Genomic DNA, 17,686 nt, shown 5'->3' with positions numbered 1-17,686 from the left:
TATTCTGTATACCGGGGTTATTCCTTGATAGCTCTGCCCCGGACCGCTGAAATTAACTTTTCGAATGTTTTCGCGGGCTGGATGAACTGGGGTACAAAGGCTGGTTAAGTGCGGGGTATCGCCCCGCAGCCACGACGGCTAAGAGCCTGGGTTGGTTTCAGAAGGTGTCGTGACCGTCGCCATAGGCGACACCCTCTTACAAGATCGTAACTGGCCGGGTTACCAAGTTCTTCGTACCCTGTTTGTAATGTAATGCTTAAAGTAATCCGCTATCGGGAGGATAACCGGTGAAAGCGCTGGTAATTGAAGACGATCAGGATGTAGCAAGCTACCTTGTCAAAGGCCTGAAGGAGTCGGACTTCGTGGTCGACCATGCGGCCGACGGCAAGGAAGGGATGATGATGGCGGCCAGTGAGGATTACGACATCATGATCGTGGACCGCATGCTGCCGGGAATGGATGGGCTGGCGATCATCAAGACCGTACGGGCCACCGGAAACCAGGTGCCGGTGCTGATCCTCAGCGCGCTGGGCGATGTGGATGACCGGGTTGAGGGGCTGCGTGGCGGTGGTGATGATTACCTGACCAAGCCGTTCTCCTTTACCGAGCTGCTGGCCCGCATTGAATCGCTGGTGCGTCGTAACCGTCAGTCGGCCGAGACCGAAACCGTGCTGCGGGTGGCGGACCTGGAAATGGACCTGCTGGCGCGAACCGTCAAGCGGGCCGGCCAGAATATTGATGTGCAGCCCCGGGAATTCCGTCTGCTGGAATACCTGATGCGCAACGCCGGCCAGGTGGTGACCCGCACCATGCTGCTGGAAAAAGTCTGGGACTATCATTTTGATCCCCAGACCAACGTGATTGACGTGCATATCAGCCGGCTGAGAGCCAAGATCGATAAGGAATTCGAGACTCCGTTGCTGCAGACCATACGGGGTGCAGGGTACATGTTGCGTGAAACTGCTTAGCCAGCTCCGGACGTCGTCCTTCCAGTTAGCACTGTTGTACATGGTGGTGTTTGCCACCTCGGTATTCCTGCTATTGGCGTTCATATACTGGCGCACCGCCGGCTTCATGACCGCCCAGACGGACCAGACCATCGAGGCCGAGATCGCCGGCCTCGCGGAGCAATACCGCGGTCGCGGCATTAATGGTCTGATTACCATTATCCGCGAGCGTGTGGCGCGGGACCCCAACGCCAAATCCATCTACCTGCTCACCACTGATGACTTCCTCAAGCTCGCCGGCAATATCGAAACCTGGCCGGAGGGCGCGCGGTCGGAAAGTGGCTGGATCAATTTCACCCTGAACGAGTCGGTGGGCTGGCGAGGCCCGGAACGCTTGGCCCGTGCCCGTATCTTCGAGGTTCAGGGAGGGTTGCGGTTGCTGGTCGGCCGCGACGTGGATGAACTCACCAACCTCAAGCGCGTCATTGAAACCGCCATTAACTGGGGGATGGGCATTACCCTGGCACTGGCCCTGCTGGGCGGCTTCCTGATGAGTCGAAGTACGACCCGGCGCATAGAAGTCATCAATAATACCTCCCGGCGAATCATGAACGGCCACCTGTCGCTGCGTATTCCCACCCGGGGTACCGACGATGATTTTGACCAGCTGGCGGAGAACCTGAATCAGATGCTGGACCGGATCGTCTACCTGATGGAAGGCATCCGCCACGTCTCCGACAGTATTGCCCACGACCTGCGAACCCCGCTGACCCGGTTGCGTAACCAGCTCGAGAACACCCTGATGTCTGTCGATAACGACGAGGCGCGGGAGCAGGCCGGCCGCGCGGTGGCCGAGGCGGATCAACTGCTGGCCACGTTCAACGCCCTGTTGCGGATCGCGCGGCTGGAAACCCGGGGCAACACCGCGGACATGAAGCCGGTGTCCCTGGATGGTCTGGTGAGCGATGCCTGCGAACTCTACGAAGCGCTGGCGGAAGACAAGGATCAGGTGTTCGAGCAGTCCCTGGAAAGTCAGGTGATGATTGAAGGTGATCGGGACCTGCTGTTCCAGATGGTCAGCAATCTGATCGACAACGCCATCAAATATACCCCGGAAACGGGCGCCATTCGGGTGGCGGTTCGCCGTGAGGGTGACGATTGCCTGTTTGAAGTCAGCGACAGTGGAATCGGTATACCGGATGACGAGAAGGAACAGGTCTTCCAGCGTTTCTATCGGGTCGGCAAGAGCCGTTCATCACCCGGTAACGGGCTGGGGCTGAGTCTGGTGAGTGCCGTGGCGGAAATTCATCAGGCAAGGATTGAGCTGTCGGACCACCGGCCGGGAGAGGAGAATCCCGGGCTGACGGTGACTATTCGCCTGCCAGCCTATGTGGTTGAGAAGAAGCGTATTCGCACAACCCAGGCTGATCCGCAGGATGGAGCGGATGGCGGGGAGCAGAGGGGCTCCCCGTCGGAACTCTCAAAAGTCTGATCAGCTGGCAGCGCCGCGGAAGCGGTTGACCTGATTCAGCACCGGACGCACAAGGCTCTCAACCTGGGCGCGACGGCGATCCAGTCGAACCTGAATGCTGTCCCACTCACCTTCCAGATGCTTCTGTTCCAGCATGATGAAGGCGGCCAGATTGTGGCGGTTCACCTTACCGGTGATGCCGTACTGGTCCAGCCGGTAGCCCAGGGCGTCCAGGCTGTTCAGGGCAGTGTTCATCAATTTCTGGGTGTTCATGCGTGTTCCCCGTGATCATTGTGGAAAGGTTTCAAATATACTGACCTCAAACGCTATTCCCATTCTCTAGAGTGCGCAACCTAATCCGCAGGCTGACGACCATATCCCTGACCAAAACGTAATTCACTGGCCACGCCCGTGTAATCCCCGCTGTGCATAATGGAGACTGTAGATTTGGAGGCCGGCAGTCATCACTGCTTGCTTCTCCCTCCAGCACAGCGCTAGCCTTACCCCGTTTTTACGGGGTTTTTTTATGCCCGCATTCACCATTTCCGATACCGAAACAGGCGTCTTGATATGAAACAGCAGTCCGGTGCTGCGCGGGGACGAACCCGATACATTACCCCGCAGGGCGAACAGGCCTTGCGGGAGGAGTTGCGCTACCTGTGGAAGGAAAAGCGCCCGGAAGTGACCCAGGCGGTGCGTGAGGCGGCGGCGTTGGGGGATCGTTCGGAAAACGCGGAGTATATCTATGGCAAGAAGCAGCTGCGCGAGATCGACCGGCGGGTGCGCTTTCTGACCAAGCGGCTGGACGAGCTGACGGTGGTCAACCGCCTGCCGGATGATCGCGGCAAGGTATTCTTCGGTGCCTGGGTGACCATTGAGCATGAGGATGGCAGTGAGCAGTGCTACCGGCTGGTGGGGCCGGATGAGTTCGACCTGAGCCGGGGTTACCTGAGTATTGATTCGCCCATGGCCCGGGCGTTGCTGGGCAAGCGCCTGGACGATGAGGTCAGTGTGCGAACGCCGGAGGGCTGGCACTCGGTGGTCATCACGGGGATTCGTTACGAGGAGCCTGCGGGCAACCAGTGAAAACCGTCACAAACCTGACGACTCGTTGAGTTTTTTGTCGCCTTTGGCGATAGACTGATCAAAAATTGACTCACGGATCGGGTTTGGTATGGGTTCTTTCTGGAAATTCACAGGTGGTTTTGTGCTGGCTCTGGCCCTGTCGCCCGCGTCACTGCTGGCGCAGGCGACGGCTGAAGGTGAAGGCGGCGAAGCCTTTGGCTATCGTGAGCGTTCAACGATGGAAACCATCTCCCTGCGGTCCATGGCCGAGGACACCCTGGCTGATACCGTCATCGAAGGTGGGCTGGAAGCGCCTGCCGCCGGGGTGCCGGTGCAGCCCCGCACCGATGAGGACTTCTACCTTGATCCCCTGGCCTTGCAGCCAAGGGATCCTCGCACCGACCTGGGCCGCAGCGAAATTCCGGTGGAATTCCGCTTCAGCAACCCCAAGGTGATTCCCGGCCAGACCCATAGCAACAACTATACGATCCGCCCGCCAGAGAATCGCACCTACGAGACGCAGAACATCAACATGATTGAGCGTTAGGCGGCTGCGGTCTGTTCGGCTGGCGTCTTCCCGAGTACATCCTCGTAGAAAAACGTCAGGGCCTGGCTGGCCTGGTTCAGGCGTGCCCGTGACAGCTGAATCCGGTCCTTCAGGTAGGTGAGAAACAGTTGGCGGTCTCTGGTTTCCAGGTGCTGCGGATCCTTCAGCTCGTGAAACAGCACGAACCGTGATATCCAGTGCAGGTAGGTTTGCTCTGCCCGCTGGTTCAGTTGGTGCTTCTGGATTGCTTCGTTAACGCGGCCGACAAGGCCAGGCTGGGTTTGTTCCAGCGCCTCGGTAATGTTCATGGCTACTCTTCCGGATGCATTGTTGTTTTTATGTTGCGCGCATCTTATGACAATCGTTTGAATGTCGCAAAATATTTAGGGCGGGTTGCCGGCATCGGGGCCCGATCCGCCGCTGGTGGGCGGCGCCCATGCCGGCAAAGGTCTGGGCAGGATTATTTCAGGGCGTTGAGCTTGTCGATGTATTTCTGCATGGCTTCCTCGCCGGAAGTGCCCTTCAGTTCGGCCCAGGCGTCGTACTTGGCGCGGCCCACGAAGTCCATCATGCCCGGGCGCTTGCCGCTGACATCCCCTTCGGTTGCCTGTTTGTAAAGGGCGTAGAACTCCAGCTTCACTTCGTTGGATGGCTTGAAATCGCCTTCAGCGGTTTGGATATAGTTAACCGCTTCGTCAAATTGGGCTTTCAGGTCACTCATGGCTGTTTCCTTTGTTATTGAGAGGGTTATCCGTGAACTACGGTTTTGCCGAGTATAGCCACAGAGGTGACGGGCGTCATTGACTGAACGTTCCTTTCCTTCGACGAATGGGTTATTGTCCTGCCTCAAAATTTCAGCTAACCGGAGAGACGTCCATGGCCGCCACCAACAAACTGACCGGTATTGTCGGCAGAATCAACAAGCTACCCACGTTTGCCCGGTCGCGGGCGCTGACCCTGTTTTTTGGCAAAGTGGTGCCTTTCACGGGTACTGCCGGTATTCGCATTGAGCACCTGGACGCGGAGCGTTGTGTCATCAGTATTGCCAACAAGCGCCGGGTTCAGAATCACATTGGTGGTGTTCATGCCGTGGCGTCCCTGTTGCTGGCGGAGTCCGCGACCGGCTTTCTGGTGGGCCTGAACGTACCGGACGACAAGATCCCCGTGATCAAGACCGTCCATGCGGAGTACACCCGTCGCGCCAAGGGTGACATGACCGTGGAAGCCCGCCTGACTCCGGAACAGCGGGAGCGGGTCCAGGTGGAAGAAAAAGGGGAAACCTCTGTGCCGGTCACCATCCGTGACAGTGAAGACCAGGAGCCCATCGAGATTGAAATGATCTGGGCCTGGACGCCGAAGCGTCGTTAATGGCGACATGAGTTTCCGGCGTTGTGGCTCTGATCCGGGCTTTGTTTGGCAAAACTTTGCCCGGTCGCACATTTTTGCCACGCGCTGGCCAATTTTTGCTTGAGAATGGATATCATCCTGTGTAGAGTTTTGATCGTTGCGTACCGGGACGGTATGCACAAGGGATTGAACTACTGCAAATGATTTGCACAGGGAGCAAGCGCATGTCCTCAAAAGACGGTTCCGTCGCGCCGAAAGAGCGCATCAATATCAAATATGTCCCCGCCACTGGTGATCAGCAGGCTGAAACCGAACTGCCACTGAAAATGTTCGTGGTTGGTGATTTCAAGGGGCAGCCCGAAGAAACCCCCATCGAGGACCGAAAGGCCATCTCCGTCGACAAGAACAATTTCCGTTCTGTCATGAAGGAAGCCGATCTTAGCCTCACCACCACGGTATCCAACCAGCTGGATGACAACGCCGACGAACTGCCGGTGAACCTGGCATTCCAGACTCTGGACGACTTTTCCCCGGATGGCATTGCCCGCCAGGTACCTGAGCTGAACAAGCTCATCGAGCTTCGCGAAGCCCTGGTTGCCCTCAAGGGCCCGCTGGGTAACGTGCCGTCATTCCGGTCCAAGCTGCAGGAACTGCTGGACAATGACGACGCCCGGGACAAACTGCTGGCCGAACTGGAATTGGCCACAGACAGCGACGAATAACCGAACGTTCGCCGTCAATCTCCGACTTAATTCAAAACGTACTGAAGGGATGTGGTATGTCTGACACTGCTGAGCAGCAATCTGCTGCCTCCGAATCCGTAGCGGAAGGGTCCTTGCTGGACCAGGTTATGGCCAACAGCCGAATGGCGCCGGCCGACGAAGGCTACGATGTGGCCCGCAAAGGGGTGGCGACCTTTATTGCCAACCTGCTGAAAAGCGACGAGAAAGGCCAGCCAGTCAACAAAGCGCTGGTGGACCAGATGGTGGTCGAGCTGGATCGCAAGATCAGCGCCCAGATGGATGAAATTCTGCACGCGCCCAAGCTGCAGGAGCTGGAATCGTCCTGGCGCGGCCTGAAGCTGATGGTCGATCGCACCGATTTCCGCGAGAACATCAAAGTGGACATCCTCCACGCCACCAAGACCGAGCTGCTGGAAGACTTCGAGTTCGCCCCGGATGTCACCCAGGCTGGTTTCTACAAGCACATTTACTCCACCGAGTACGGCCAGTTTGGCGGTGAGCCCGTGGGTGCGGTAGTTGGCAACTACGCCTTCACTCCGTCCACCCCGGACATGAAACTGCTACAGTACGTGTCCTCCGTGGGTGCCATGGCCCATGCGCCGTTCCTGTCGTCCGTGGCGCCGTCCTTCTTCGGCGTTGACAGCTACCAGGAACTGCCCGCCATCAAGGAACTGAAAGCGGTCTTCGAAGGCCCGAAATACGCCAAGTGGCGCTCCCTGCGTGAGTCCGAAGACGCCCGCTACCTGGGCCTGACCTCACCGCGTTTCCTGCTGCGGGTGCCTTACGACCCCACTGAAAACCCGGTGCGCAGCTTCAACTACAAGGAAGACGTGTCCGGCGACCACGAGCATTACCTGTGGGGCAACACCGCCTATCTGTTGGCCACACGCCTGACGGAAAGCTTTGCCAAGTACCGCTGGTGCCCGAACATCATCGGCCCGCAAAGTGGCGGTGCGGTAGAAGACCTGCCGGTGCACCTGTTCGAATCCTTCGGCCAGCTGGAAGCCAAGATTCCGACCGAAGTACTGATCACCGACCGTCGCGAATACGAAATGGCCGACGAAGGCTTCATCGCCCTGACCATGCGCAAGGGCAGCGACAACGCGGCGTTCTTCTCCGCCAACTCGGTGCAGAAGCCCAAGCAGTTCCCGAACACCAAGGAAGGCAAGGAAGCGGAAACCAACTACAAGCTGGGTACGCAACTGCCTTACATGATGATCGTGAACCGCCTGGCGCACTACATCAAAGTACTGCAGCGGGAACAGATCGGTTCCTGGAAAGAGCGCCAGGACCTCGAGCGGGAACTGAACACCTGGATTCGCCAGTACGTGGCCGACCAGGAAAACCCGCCAGCGGACGTCCGCAGCCGTCGCCCGCTCCGCGCGGCGCAGGTGACCGTATCCGACGTCGAAGGCGATCCGGGCTGGTACCAGGTATCCCTGGCGGTTCGGCCCCACTTCAAGTACATGGGTGCCAACTTCGAACTGTCACTGGTTGGCCGACTGGACAAGGATTAATCCGTGTTCAATCACCCGGCCAGCGACGGATCGCAGGCCAGCAGCGGCAGCCTGTTCGAACGACTGGAACAGGCCGCCGAGCCAGCCGGCCAGAGCATGGGGGAAGTCTCCCACGTTGTTGAATCCATCAAACGCCACCTGGTCCGCCTGCTGAATGCCCATCCGGGTAACAGCGCCAGCGTACCGGATCTGGGCCTGCTGGATTTCAACGACGCCACGCTTGGCACTCACGATCTGAGCGTTCAGATCCGCGGTGCGATCCGACAGTGCATTGAGAAGTTTGAACCCAGGGTGAAGCGGGTGGATGTCGTCAACCTGCCGCAGGGGCCAGACCCCTTGCAGTTGCGGTTTCAGGTGACGGTCTACCTTCGCGTTGGTTCGGAAGACGATAAGACGACCATCGATTTGTTATTGGATGACAAGCGCTACTATCGAGTGATGTAGCGGGCAAGGATGAGAGGGGGAGGGGGATGCTTTTCTGTCGGGAATAAAGGTGTCTGAGCGCAGCGAGTTCTTTTTCCCAGAAGAAAAGCATCCCCTTCCCCCTCGGACCCAGACTGGTGCAGTAGTTATGAAGTTGAACCGATTTTACAGGGACGAGTTAAGTTTTCTCAGGCTCCAGGGCCGGGAATTCGCGGATGCCCATCCGCAGCTGACAAGGTTTCTGTCGGAGCAAAGCACCGATCCGGACGTTGAACGGCTGCTGGAAGGCTTTGCCTTCCTGACCGGCAAACTCCGCGAAAAAGTCGAAGACGAATTCCCCGAGATTACCCACTCGCTGCTGAACATGCTGTGGCCGAACTACCTGCGGCCGGTGCCAAGCTGCACCATCATGCGGTTTGATCCGCAGTTACACTCCATCAGCGAGCGCCAGCGGGTAGACCGGCATACCGAAATCAAAAGCCGACCGCTGGGCGATGCCACCCGCCAGACCCAGTGCCGGTTCCGCACCTGCCGCGCTGTCGACGTGTATCCAGTGAGCGTAGCGGCGGCAAACGCCGAGCACTCGCGGGAAGTATCCTCCGTGACAGTGGATCTGGCGTTGCATACCGATCAACCGCTGTCGTCCCTGGGGATGGACAGCCTGCGGTTTTACCTGGGTGGCGAGAGTCATGTTGCGGAAACCCTGTTCCTTTGGCTGAACCACTACCTGGAACGGATTGAACTGGTGGTGGGTGAGTCCGTCTACCGTTTGCCGGCGTCCCTGCTACAACCGGTCGGGTTCGGGAATTATGAAGGGTTGCTGCCGTATCCGAAGAACGCCTACTCCGGTTATCGGATATTGCAGGAGTACCTCAGCTTCCCCGAAGCCTTCCGATTCGTGGATATCCAGGGCCTCGCGCGGCGGTTGCCGGCGGTACAGGCGGACGAAATCAGCCTGCGGTTCCATTTCAACCGGATCCTGCCGCCGGACGCCAAAGTACGGGAAGAGAATTTCCAGCTTTACTGCACGCCGGCGGTGAACCTGTTCACCCACGAAGCGGAGCCGGTGGACCTGAACGGGCGGCAGACCGAATACCGGATCTCGCCCTCCAGCCGCTCTCCGGACCACTACGAAGTGTTCAGCATCGAACAGGTGGAAGGCTGGCTGGAAGGTCGCTCCGGGCGGGGCGAACCACGCATCTATACCGCATTCGAGAGCTTTCAGCACGAAGTGGAACGGGATCGTGGCCGTACCGCACTGTATTACCGGGTACGGGCGAGGGACAGCGTTCGCGGTGATGGCTTTGACCATTACATGTCGTTTGTGCGGGGCGACGAGTCCGAGTGCCTGAGTCGCCAGGAAGCCATCTCCCTCACGCTCACCTGTACCAACCGGCAGCTGCCGAGCCAACTGGCGGTGGGGGAGATCTGCATGGCGACGGAGAGTACGCCAGCGTTCGCCACCTTCAGCAACATTACCCGGCCCACGGCCACATTGAGGCCGACGCTGGACGGCAGCCTGCTGTGGACGCTGATCTCCAACCTGTCGCTGAACTACCTCTCCATGCTGGATGTGGACGCCCTGCGGACGGTGCTGCGGGTTTACGACTTCCGTGCGCTGGTGGATCGCCAGGCCGAGCGCGTGTCCCAGAAGCGGTTGTCCGGCATTGCGGGCATAGAAACCTCACCGGTGGACCGCATGGTGCGGGGATTGCCGGTGCGGGGGATTCGGTCAGTATTGAAGCTGGACCAGACAGCGTTCGCCTCGGAAGGCGATCTGTACCTGTTTGGCACGGTTCTCAGCCAGTTTTTTGCGCTTTACGCGAGCATTAACGCCTTTCACCAATTGGAAGTGGTGAATACAGACAATCAGGAACGGTATACATGGACGTTACAGCAAGGTCAGCAGCCGCTGATGTAGCCGAGCTGCAGCCGGTTCTGGGCAACGCACGGCGCTACAGTTTCTTTCAGCTGGTGGATCTGATTCACCGGCACCACGGGGATGACCTCGAGCGGTCCCAGGATGACCTGCCCCGGCGTGAGCGCATTCGCTTCTCGGCATCGGCCGGGCTGGGGTTCCCGGGCAGCGACGTGGTCTCGGCGTTCTCGCCGGAGCATGAGCACGCGCCTTACCAGATGGAAGTCAGCTTTCTGGGGCTGCACGGATCGCAGTCGCCGCTGCCCGGTTACTACCTGGAAGATCTGGCCTGGGAAGCGGGTCAGGAGCTGGGCATTCGCCGTCACTTCCTGGACTTTTTCAATCACCGGCTGGTGACGTTGTTTCACCGGGCCTGGCGCAAGTACCGCTATTACGTGCGTTTCAGACCCGGCGCGTCGGACGGTTTTTCCGACCACATATTCGCCCTGGTGGGCCTCGGCGACAGCCGCCTGCGGGACGCAACCCCGGTCAACTGGTCGAAGATGCTGGCCTACGCCGGATTGATGGCGGGCCGCAGTCGTTCTCCGGAAGTGGTCAGTGGCATTGTTGCCCACTGCTTTGATCTGGATGACGTCAGTATCGAGCAGTGGGTATTGCGCCGGGTAGCCATCCCGGAAGATCAGCAAACGCGCCTGGGGTGCGCCAACGCGGCGCTGGGGCACGACACACTGGTCGGCAACGGTATCCGCGATCGCAGTGGCAAATTCATCCTGCGCATTCGCAACCTGGATCGTCAGCGCTTTGCCGACTTCCTGCCCAACGGCAAGGACCATCAGCGGCTGGTGAAGCTGGTGGAGTTCACCACCCGGGAACAACTGGCCTACGACCTGGAACTGCAGATGCGGCCGAAAGATGTGAAGCCGATGCAGACAGGGGCAGAGGTGCGGCTGGGCTGGAACTCGTTTTTGACGCCGGAGAAGGCCCGCAAGCTGCCGGCGGTTCGCCTCCAGATTCGCCGCTGAGTTAACGACAAGGAAACCGGACATGGACGAACGTCAGTCACTGAAACTGCAAATCAGCAATCCCGCCACCGTGGGCAGTGGCTTGCTGCCAGAACATGTATTCACCATGGCGGGAGGCTCCATTGGTACGGCTGAGAACGATACCTGGAAACTGTCGTCCCATCGCACCGGGGCCATGGCGGGACACGCCGAGGTGCGATTCATTGACGGTGTGTTCTGCCTTATTGACCGCAGTGGCCGCACCTATATCAACAGCGCCAGCCAACCCATCGGCCGTGGTCGCCGGGCGCGGCTGAACAGCGGTGACACCATCACCATCGGGCGTTACCAGATCCGCGCCGAGCTGATGCGTGGTCGCCAGAGCGGCTCCGGCCCGGCTCCGGTTGGCGAGGGTGAGGATCGTACCCTGGTGGATGTGGAGGAAAGCGGGCTGGTCCGGGGAGAGGGCAGGGAGCTGGAAACCGCGGGCCATGAGCCTTTGCAGGGGCTGGCGCCGGCCCCGGGGCAGTCGGTCAGCACGGATCCGCTGGATCACTGGGCGTCGGATGACGCCAGTCAGTCGGAAGAGACCAGCACCCGCGAGGCGGATCTGTTGGCAAGCAAGCCCGAATGGTTCGCCACCGAGGGCGAAGTGACCGATGAATACCGGGAAAATCGTGATGTCGCGGTCGGACTGCCGGTCAGACAAGGAGAGCAGGACAGGATGTCAGTACAACTACCTCGCAGAACGAAACAGGAAGCCACCGACCAGAGTCGCCAGCACATCAGTGGCGCGCCGCTGCTCAAGGGCATGGAGTCCGAACTGGGCTTTGATGACAGCGACGAGATGCGGCTGTTCCTGGAAGAGGCCGGCCAGACCCTGAAAGCCACGGTGGAGGGCCTGCTGGCGCTTCACCAGGGCGAGGACAGCCGCCACCAGGCGCTGCGCACGCGGCTGCAACCCATTGAGGACAACCCGCTGCGTCTGGGGCAGACTTACCAGGACACGGTCCAGACCCTGTTTGCCAGCCAGCGCAGCCCCGTTCACCTGTCCGCGCCAGCCGCCGTGAGCGAGAGCCTGCAGAGTCTTCGTCACCATCAGGTCGCCACCAGCGAAGCCATTAGCGAAGCGCTGGACGCCATCCTCCACGCCTTTTCCCCGGAGGCCCTGCTGCGCCGTTTCCACGGTTACCGTCGTGGGCTGCAGCAGCATGAGGACGAAGGCCGCTGGGCCTGGGACATGTACCAGCATTACTACCGCGAACTTAAATCCAGTCGTCAGCAGGGTTTTGAGCGTCTCTTCCAGGAGGTGTTCGAACAGGCTTACGACCAGCACTTGCGTCAACTACAGAGGGAGAATCTGTCGTGAAATACAGTAAAGGGATTTTACTGGCCGTTGTCTTTGCGATGGTGGGGTGCAGCACACCCTACAACGCTGTCTCGAAAACCGCCAAGGTACTGTGGGACCCCGATATCCCCGTAGGGTATCCGGAGGATCTGCCCAGCCGCGTGGATCTCACCATGCTGGCGGAGCCGGACGTGAACCCGAACGAGTCGCTGGCGCCGACCCCGATTGCGTTCCAGGTGATCGAAATGCGGGACAGCTCCATGCTGATGGCCGGGGATTTTGACCAGTTACTGAACGACCTGGAGGACTCACTGGGGCAGAACTACATCGATCACGATGATTATTCCCTGGTGCCCGGGCAGTTCCGGTTTATCGAACCGTTCGAGATCAGCGAGGATACGCGCTTTATCGGCATCATCGCGTTCTATGCCTACCCCAACCTGTCCCAGTGGAAGAAAGTGGTGAAGGTGGATCCCATTGGTGGTCGTTATCACCTGCTGGTCAACCTGCGCGAGCGGGAAGTTCAACTCAGAAGATCGGATGAATCCTGATGGCTGTCATGAATCGAGTGGTCTGGAGTGACGGGCTGTTCATCAAACCCCAGCACTTCCAGCAGCAACAAAGGTACCTGGAACACCAGATCAACGAACGCGCGCTGGCGATATCGGACTACCTCTATGGCTTTGGCGATCTGGAACTGAACGCGGAATACCTGAGTTTCGGACGTATCGGTCTGGTGCATGCCAGCGGGCTGTTTCCGGATGGAACCCGTTTCAGTCTGCCCCAGGATGACGTGACGCCGGAGCCACTGGAAATCACCGACGCGTCCGTCGCCAACCAGGTGGTGTACCTGGCGCTGCCCCTGAGCAGCGACGCCCTGGCGGAAGTGGAATGGCCGGAGGCCGCCGTTTCCGGGCGGTTTCGTGCCCAAACCGAGGAAGTCCGTGACCTGCACTCCATTGACGGAGACGCCCATGCCATTGATGTGGCACGGGTGGCGCCGCGACTGATGCTGGAGCGTGAGGATCGTAGCGCCTACGCCGCCCTGGCCATTGGCCGGATCCTGGAGAAACGCCCCGACGGCAGCCTGGTGATGGACCCCAACTTCATGCCCACCATGCTGAGCGTGCGGGCGGCTCCGCGCCTTCAACGGTTCGTCGGCGAAATGGCAGGGTTAATGAAGGAACGGGCAAGGAACATTGCCGAACGTGTCGGCGCACCGGGGCAGGGTGGCGTCGCCGATGTGGCGGATTTCATGCTGCTGCAGATGCTCAACCGGGCCCACCCCCGCTTCATGCACCTGGCCCGCCTGCGCCAGCTCCACCCCGAGCGGCTGTATGAGGCCCTGCTGGAACTGTGCGGTGAGCTGGTAACGTTCACCGATGAAAACCGGCTGCCCCGGGAATACGCGGCCTACGACCATGACCTGCCGGAAGCGTCGTTCACGCCGCTGATGCAGGTGCTACGGCAGTCCCTGAGCACGGTTCTGGAGCCGCGCGCACTGGCGATCCAGCTGCAGGAGCGGCAGTACGGCCTCACCGTGGCGCCCATCCAGGATACCCATTTGCCGAGCAGTGCGGAGTTCATCCTGGCAGTGAAAGCAGACATGCCACTGGACGACCTGCGCAAGCAGTTCACCCAGCAGTGCAAGGTGGCCTCGGTGGAGAAGATTCGCGATCTGATCAGCTTGCAGTTGCCGGGTATCCCGCTGTCGGCACTGCCGGTGGCGCCGCGTCAATTGCCGTACCACGCCGGCTTTGTGTATTTCCGTCTGGACGACCAGAGCCAGGCCTGGCAGATGCTCGACAACGCCAGCGGCTTTGCCTTCCACGTGGCCGGCAGTTTCCCCGGTATGGAAATGCAGTTCTGGGCAATCAGGAGCTAAATCATGGCAGATGCACCGGTGATGGATTCACCCAATGGCAACATGGAAACCGATGGCAGTGCGTTCAGTGACCTGATGTTTGCGGACAGCGGTGACAACGACCGCGCCGTCAGCCAGGGTTTTGCCAACCAACAGTTCCAGCTTCGTGGTCTGGAAGACAACCGCCTGATCGATGCGGCCACGCCGTTGCTGGGCCTGGTCATTCGGGTGCGGCGGCTGGCGGATTTCCGGGAGGTGGAAACGCTGTACCGGCAGGTGGTGGACGAAGTGGCAGCCATCGACCGTGAACTGGTGGAGCAGGGCTATGAGCGCCCGACGGTGGTGGCCTATCGCTACGTGCTCTGCGCCTTTATCGATGAGGCAGTGCTGGGTACGGACTGGGGCGCGCACAGCGTGTGGTCCCAGCATTCCCTGCTGTCCCGCTTCCACAACGAAACCTGGGGCGGTGAAAAGGTCTTCGCCATCCTCTCCCGCATGGAACGGGAACCGGCTCGCTACCGGGACATGCTGGCGTTTATCTACCTGTGCCTGTGCCTGGGATTTGAGGGCCGCTACAAGGTTATGACCAATGGCCGCGAGGAATACGAGGACATTATCCGTGGTCTTCACGAACAGCTGAAAAGCCTGCGGGACGACGACCAGGACCAACCCCTGGCGAATGCCCTGGCGAATGTCACCCCGGCCCGCAACCACCTGCGCAGCGGCTTGCCGATCTGGGGGATTGGCGGCCTGTTTGTGTTGGCCATGGCCGGAATCTATTCGCTCTACAACATGGCGCTGAACGAACGCATCAGGGATGTGCTCAGCGTACTGGAACAACTACCGAAATAAGGATATCACTGTGATTCGGGTAGAACTGCCGGCGCTGATCGGGCGCCTCAACGACATTTGCCGCCAGGGGCTGGAATCCTCTGCGGCCCTTTGCATCAGCCGCCAGGGCGCGGAAATCACCCCGGCCCATATGCTGTTCAAGCTGCTGGAAACGCCGTTCTCCGATGTACGCCAGATTCTTGAGCAGGCGGGCATCAACCACCTGGAGTTTCAGCCCCTGGTGGGCGACAGCCTCAATGGCGAGCCCCAGACGGCGGAGCCCTATCCCTCGTTCTCACCGTTGCTGGTGGACCTGCTGCAGGACGCCTGGCTTCTGGCTTCCACCGAACTGGGCCACAAGGAACTGCGTTCCGGTGCCATTTTCCTCGCCCTGCTGATGAACGCGGACCGTTACCTGATGCCCCGGGTCAGCCAGCAACTGCGCGACATCAACCGCGAACAACTGCGTCGCCAGTTTGATGCCATGACCGTCGGCTCCGCTGAACGCCCGGAACTGGAACAGGGCGATGGCAAGGCGCCGCTGGCCGAGACCGACATGGACCCGCTCAAGCGTTACGCCACCGACTTCACCGCGCTGGCCCGTGGCGGAAAGCTGGATCCGGTGGTGTGCCGCGACTCCGAAATCGACCAGATGATCGACATCCTCTGCCGCCGCCGCAAGAACAACCCCATCGTGGTGGGCGATGCCGGCGTGGGTAAAAGCGCCGTGGTGGAGGGCCTCGCCCTGCGCATCGTCAACGGCGATGTACCGGAGCGCCTGACCGGCGTGGAACTTTGGACCCTCGACATGGGCGCGCTGCAGGCCGGCGCTTCCGTCAAAGGCGAGTTCGAGAAGCGCCTTAAAGGTGTCATCGAAGCCGTGAAAGGCTCCGCCACCCCGATCATCCTGTTCATCGACGAAGCCCACACCATAATCGGCGCCGGCAACAGCGAAGGCGGCTCCGACGCTGCCAATCTGCTGAAACCCGCCCTGGCCCGTGGCGAGCTGCGGACCATCGCAGCGACCACCTGGCGCGAGTACAAAAAATACTTCGAAAAAGACCCGGCCCTGAGCCGCCGCTTCCAACCGGTAGCGCTGGACGAACCGACGCCGGGCGAAGCGGTCCACATCCTCCGTGGCCTGCGCACTGTCTACGAAAAAGCCCACAAGGTCCTGATCGCCGACAGCGCCCTCAAAGCCGCTGCCGAAATGTCCGCCCGCTACCTGGCTGGCCGACAGTTGCCGGACAAAGCCATCGACGTACTGGACACCGCCTGCGCCCGGGTCAGCCTTAACCTGAGTACCCCGCCGCGTCGACTCAGCCACGTGCGTAGCGAACTGCACCAGTTGGCCATGGAGCAGGACCTGCTCAGCCGCGAACACACCCTGGGCCAGGCTGTCGACGCCGACCGCGAGCGCGAACTGGAAGCACGGATCGCCACGCTTGAGGAAGAAACCGCGGAACTGGAGCAAAGCTGGAACGACCAGCGAGAACTGGTCACCCGCCTCGTGGACATCCGCGAGCAATTGCTGACCGATAACGAAACCGTTGAGGACACTTCCGGCGAAGAACCTGAGGCCATTAACGAAGAACGCCCGGACCTGAAAAACGAGGCCGCCGCCATCGAACAGGAACTGGCCGAACTGCAGGCCGACGAACCGCTGGTCCACGCCCGGGTGGATGCCCGCCAGGTCGCCGAAGTCATCGCCGACTGGACCGGTATCCCGGTCAACCGCATGACCACCGACGAACTGGAAAAAATCACCCACCTGCCGGCGTACCTGCAGGAACACATCAAAGGCCAGGACACCGCCATCGACAGCCTGCACCAGCACCTGCTCACCGCCCGTGCTGACCTGCGTCGCCCGGGCCGCCCCATGGGCGCATTCCTGCTGGCCGGCCCCAGTGGCGTGGGTAAAACAGAAACCGTGGTGCAACTGTCCGAACTGCTCTATGGCGGTCGCCAGTTCCTCACCACCATCAACATGTCGGAGTACCAGGAGAAGCACACCGTCTCCCGCCTGATCGGCTCACCTCCCGGTTACGTCGGGTTCGGCGAAGGCGGCATCCTCACCGAAGCCATCCGCCAGAAACCCTACTCCGTGGTGCTGCTCGACGAAGTCGAAAAAGCCCATCCGGAAGTCCTCAACCTGTTCTACCAGGCCTTCGACAAGGGCGAACTGGCAGACGGCGAAGGCCGCCTGATCGACTGCAAAAACGTGGTGTTCTTCCTCACCTCCAACCTCGGCTACCAGACCATCGTCAACCACGCCGAAGAACCGGAAAAAATCGAAGAAGCCCTCTACCCGGAGCTGGCCGACTTCTTCAAACCGGCGTTGTTGGCCCGCATGGAAGTGGTGCCTTATCTGCCGCTGGGCGAAGACACCCTTAACCGCATCGTTGGCGACAAACTCGAGCGCCTGGCGGATCAGATCAAAAACCGCTACCACACCGAAGTGGTGCTGGAAGACGGCCTGGTTGAAGCCATCCGCAGCCGCGCGACGAGAAGCGAAAACGGCGCAAGGATGCTGGAATCGATTATCGAAGGTGAGCTGTTGCCACCCGTTTCACTGGCGTTGCTGGAGAAGCTGGCAGCAAGAGAGCCGGTTAAAAGTGTCACTTTAGGCGTAGAGAACGAGAAATTCACCGGGGTTGTTGCTTAAGGCAACTGGGAAGTAGCGGGCCCTGTGGTTCGGCTTTC

At 60.0% G+C, this 17,686-nt stretch carries 18 protein-coding genes; 15 read left to right on the top strand and 3 right to left on the bottom strand.

Annotated elements, in window-relative coordinates; translation table 11 throughout:
- Positions 1–287: 287 nt before the first annotated feature.
- Together ACQUWM_RS09490 and ACQUWM_RS09485 are read left to right on the top strand one after the other, a co-directional pair.
- Complete coding sequence (locus ACQUWM_RS09490) at positions 288–968, top strand: winged helix-turn-helix domain-containing protein (RefSeq protein ID WP_406989457.1); 681 nt, start codon at positions 288–290, stop codon at positions 966–968.
- Positions 955–2,439 carry an ATP-binding protein gene (locus ACQUWM_RS09485; protein ID WP_428921965.1) on the top strand — a complete coding sequence of 495 codons (1,485 nt, stop codon included), beginning with the start codon at positions 955–957 and terminating at the stop codon, positions 2,437–2,439. Before ACQUWM_RS09490 ends, ACQUWM_RS09485 begins: the two co-directional genes overlap by 14 nt.
- On the opposite strand, the gene ACQUWM_RS09480 is transcribed toward ACQUWM_RS09485, so the two are convergent.
- A complete protein-coding gene (locus ACQUWM_RS09480) occupies positions 2,440–2,691 on the bottom strand; it encodes a hypothetical protein (protein ID WP_406989455.1) in 252 nt (83 codons plus the stop codon).
- A 297-nt stretch (positions 2,692–2,988) separates the two neighbouring features.
- Between ACQUWM_RS09480 and greB the strand changes: the two genes are divergently transcribed.
- Together greB and ACQUWM_RS09470 are read left to right on the top strand one after the other, a co-directional pair.
- Positions 2,989–3,504, top strand: a complete 516-nt coding sequence (gene greB, locus ACQUWM_RS09475; protein ID WP_406999769.1) for a transcription elongation factor GreB — start codon at positions 2,989–2,991, stop codon at positions 3,502–3,504.
- An 88-nt stretch (positions 3,505–3,592) separates the two neighbouring features.
- Positions 3,593–4,030 (top strand): hypothetical protein, encoded by a 438-nt coding sequence (locus ACQUWM_RS09470; RefSeq protein WP_428921964.1) that lies wholly within the window; start codon positions 3,593–3,595, stop codon positions 4,028–4,030.
- Here ACQUWM_RS09470 and ACQUWM_RS09465 read toward each other — a convergent pair.
- A complete protein-coding gene (locus ACQUWM_RS09465) occupies positions 4,027–4,338 on the bottom strand; it encodes a phage integrase N-terminal SAM-like domain-containing protein (RefSeq protein WP_428921963.1) in 312 nt (103 codons plus the stop codon). The two genes, ACQUWM_RS09470 and ACQUWM_RS09465, sit on opposite strands and share 4 nt — an antisense overlap.
- A gap of 152 nt (positions 4,339–4,490) precedes the next feature.
- Positions 4,491–4,751, bottom strand: coding sequence for an acyl-CoA-binding protein (locus ACQUWM_RS09460; protein WP_406989115.1), 261 nt, complete (start codon positions 4,749–4,751; stop codon positions 4,491–4,493).
- Between the two features lie 155 nt (positions 4,752–4,906).
- On the opposite strand from ACQUWM_RS09460, the gene ACQUWM_RS09455 reads away from it, so the two are divergent.
- The 11 genes from ACQUWM_RS09455 to tssH all read left to right on the top strand — a co-directional run bounded on the left by ACQUWM_RS09455 (position 4,907) and on the right by tssH (position 17,648).
- A complete protein-coding gene (locus ACQUWM_RS09455; RefSeq protein ID WP_428921962.1) occupies positions 4,907–5,398 on the top strand; it encodes a DUF4442 domain-containing protein in 492 nt (163 codons plus the stop codon).
- Positions 5,399–5,601: 203 nt separating this feature from the next.
- Positions 5,602–6,099 carry a type VI secretion system contractile sheath small subunit gene (tssB, locus tag ACQUWM_RS09450; RefSeq protein ID WP_406989111.1) on the top strand — a complete coding sequence of 166 codons (498 nt, stop codon included), beginning with the start codon at positions 5,602–5,604 and terminating at the stop codon, positions 6,097–6,099.
- 56 nt (positions 6,100–6,155) lie between these two features.
- The gene (gene tssC, locus ACQUWM_RS09445; protein WP_406989109.1) at positions 6,156–7,637 is read left to right on the top strand and encodes a type VI secretion system contractile sheath large subunit; all 1,482 of its coding nucleotides are present in this window, start codon (positions 6,156–6,158) and stop codon (positions 7,635–7,637) included.
- 3 nt (positions 7,638–7,640) lie between these two features.
- Positions 7,641–8,081 carry a type VI secretion system baseplate subunit TssE gene (gene tssE, locus ACQUWM_RS09440; RefSeq protein WP_406989108.1) on the top strand — a complete coding sequence of 147 codons (441 nt, stop codon included), beginning with the start codon at positions 7,641–7,643 and terminating at the stop codon, positions 8,079–8,081.
- 127 nt (positions 8,082–8,208) lie between these two features.
- Entirely contained in the window at positions 8,209–9,981 is a 1,773-nt protein-coding gene (gene tssF, locus ACQUWM_RS09435; protein WP_428921961.1) for a type VI secretion system baseplate subunit TssF, read from the top strand.
- Positions 9,945–10,961 carry a type VI secretion system baseplate subunit TssG gene (gene tssG, locus ACQUWM_RS09430; RefSeq protein WP_406999757.1) on the top strand — a complete coding sequence of 339 codons (1,017 nt, stop codon included), beginning with the start codon at positions 9,945–9,947 and terminating at the stop codon, positions 10,959–10,961. Before tssF ends, tssG begins: the two co-directional genes overlap by 37 nt.
- A 22-nt stretch (positions 10,962–10,983) precedes the next feature.
- A complete protein-coding gene (tagH, locus tag ACQUWM_RS09425; protein WP_428921960.1) occupies positions 10,984–12,309 on the top strand; it encodes a type VI secretion system-associated FHA domain protein TagH in 1,326 nt (441 codons plus the stop codon).
- Positions 12,306–12,839 carry a type VI secretion system lipoprotein TssJ gene (gene tssJ / locus ACQUWM_RS09420; RefSeq protein WP_428921959.1) on the top strand — a complete coding sequence of 178 codons (534 nt, stop codon included), beginning with the start codon at positions 12,306–12,308 and terminating at the stop codon, positions 12,837–12,839. Before tagH ends, tssJ begins: the two co-directional genes overlap by 4 nt.
- Complete coding sequence (gene tssK, locus ACQUWM_RS09415) at positions 12,839–14,173, top strand: type VI secretion system baseplate subunit TssK (protein WP_406989102.1); 1,335 nt, start codon at positions 12,839–12,841, stop codon at positions 14,171–14,173. Before tssJ ends, tssK begins: the two co-directional genes overlap by 1 nt.
- A 3-nt stretch (positions 14,174–14,176) precedes the next feature.
- Positions 14,177–15,004 (top strand): type IVB secretion system protein IcmH/DotU, encoded by an 828-nt coding sequence (gene icmH, locus ACQUWM_RS09410; RefSeq protein WP_428921958.1) that lies wholly within the window; start codon positions 14,177–14,179, stop codon positions 15,002–15,004.
- 10 nt (positions 15,005–15,014) lie between these two features.
- Complete coding sequence (gene tssH, locus ACQUWM_RS09405) at positions 15,015–17,648, top strand: type VI secretion system ATPase TssH (RefSeq protein ID WP_428921957.1); 2,634 nt, start codon at positions 15,015–15,017, stop codon at positions 17,646–17,648.
- Positions 17,649–17,686 lie beyond the last annotated feature (38 nt).

This window comes from Marinobacter sp. DUT-3 (assembly GCF_050379435.1).
Taxonomy (GTDB): Bacteria; Pseudomonadota; Gammaproteobacteria; order Pseudomonadales; family Oleiphilaceae; genus Marinobacter.
The sequence above is the reverse complement of the archived record's forward strand: the minus strand, read 5'-3'. Positions and strand labels throughout refer to the sequence as shown.

Coding starts and splice junctions, on each gene's coding strand:
- ACQUWM_RS09480 (WP_406989455.1), bottom strand. CDS start 2,691: ATGAACACCCAGAAATTGATGAACACTGCCCTGAACAGCCTGGACGCC.
- greB (WP_406999769.1), top strand. CDS start 2,989: ATGAAACAGCAGTCCGGTGCTGCGCGGGGACGAACCCGATACATTACC.
- ACQUWM_RS09470 (WP_428921964.1), top strand. CDS start 3,593: ATGGGTTCTTTCTGGAAATTCACAGGTGGTTTTGTGCTGGCTCTGGCC.
- ACQUWM_RS09465 (WP_428921963.1), bottom strand. CDS start 4,338: ATGAACATTACCGAGGCGCTGGAACAAACCCAGCCTGGCCTTGTCGGC.
- ACQUWM_RS09460 (WP_406989115.1), bottom strand. CDS start 4,751: ATGAGTGACCTGAAAGCCCAATTTGACGAAGCGGTTAACTATATCCAA.
- ACQUWM_RS09455 (WP_428921962.1), top strand. CDS start 4,907: ATGGCCGCCACCAACAAACTGACCGGTATTGTCGGCAGAATCAACAAG.
- tssB (WP_406989111.1), top strand. CDS start 5,602: ATGTCCTCAAAAGACGGTTCCGTCGCGCCGAAAGAGCGCATCAATATC.
- tssC (WP_406989109.1), top strand. CDS start 6,156: ATGTCTGACACTGCTGAGCAGCAATCTGCTGCCTCCGAATCCGTAGCG.
- tssF (WP_428921961.1), top strand. CDS start 8,209: ATGAAGTTGAACCGATTTTACAGGGACGAGTTAAGTTTTCTCAGGCTC.
- tssG (WP_406999757.1), top strand. CDS start 9,945: ATGGACGTTACAGCAAGGTCAGCAGCCGCTGATGTAGCCGAGCTGCAG.
- tagH (WP_428921960.1), top strand. CDS start 10,984: ATGGACGAACGTCAGTCACTGAAACTGCAAATCAGCAATCCCGCCACC.
- tssK (WP_406989102.1), top strand. CDS start 12,839: ATGGCTGTCATGAATCGAGTGGTCTGGAGTGACGGGCTGTTCATCAAA.
- icmH (WP_428921958.1), top strand. CDS start 14,177: ATGGCAGATGCACCGGTGATGGATTCACCCAATGGCAACATGGAAACC.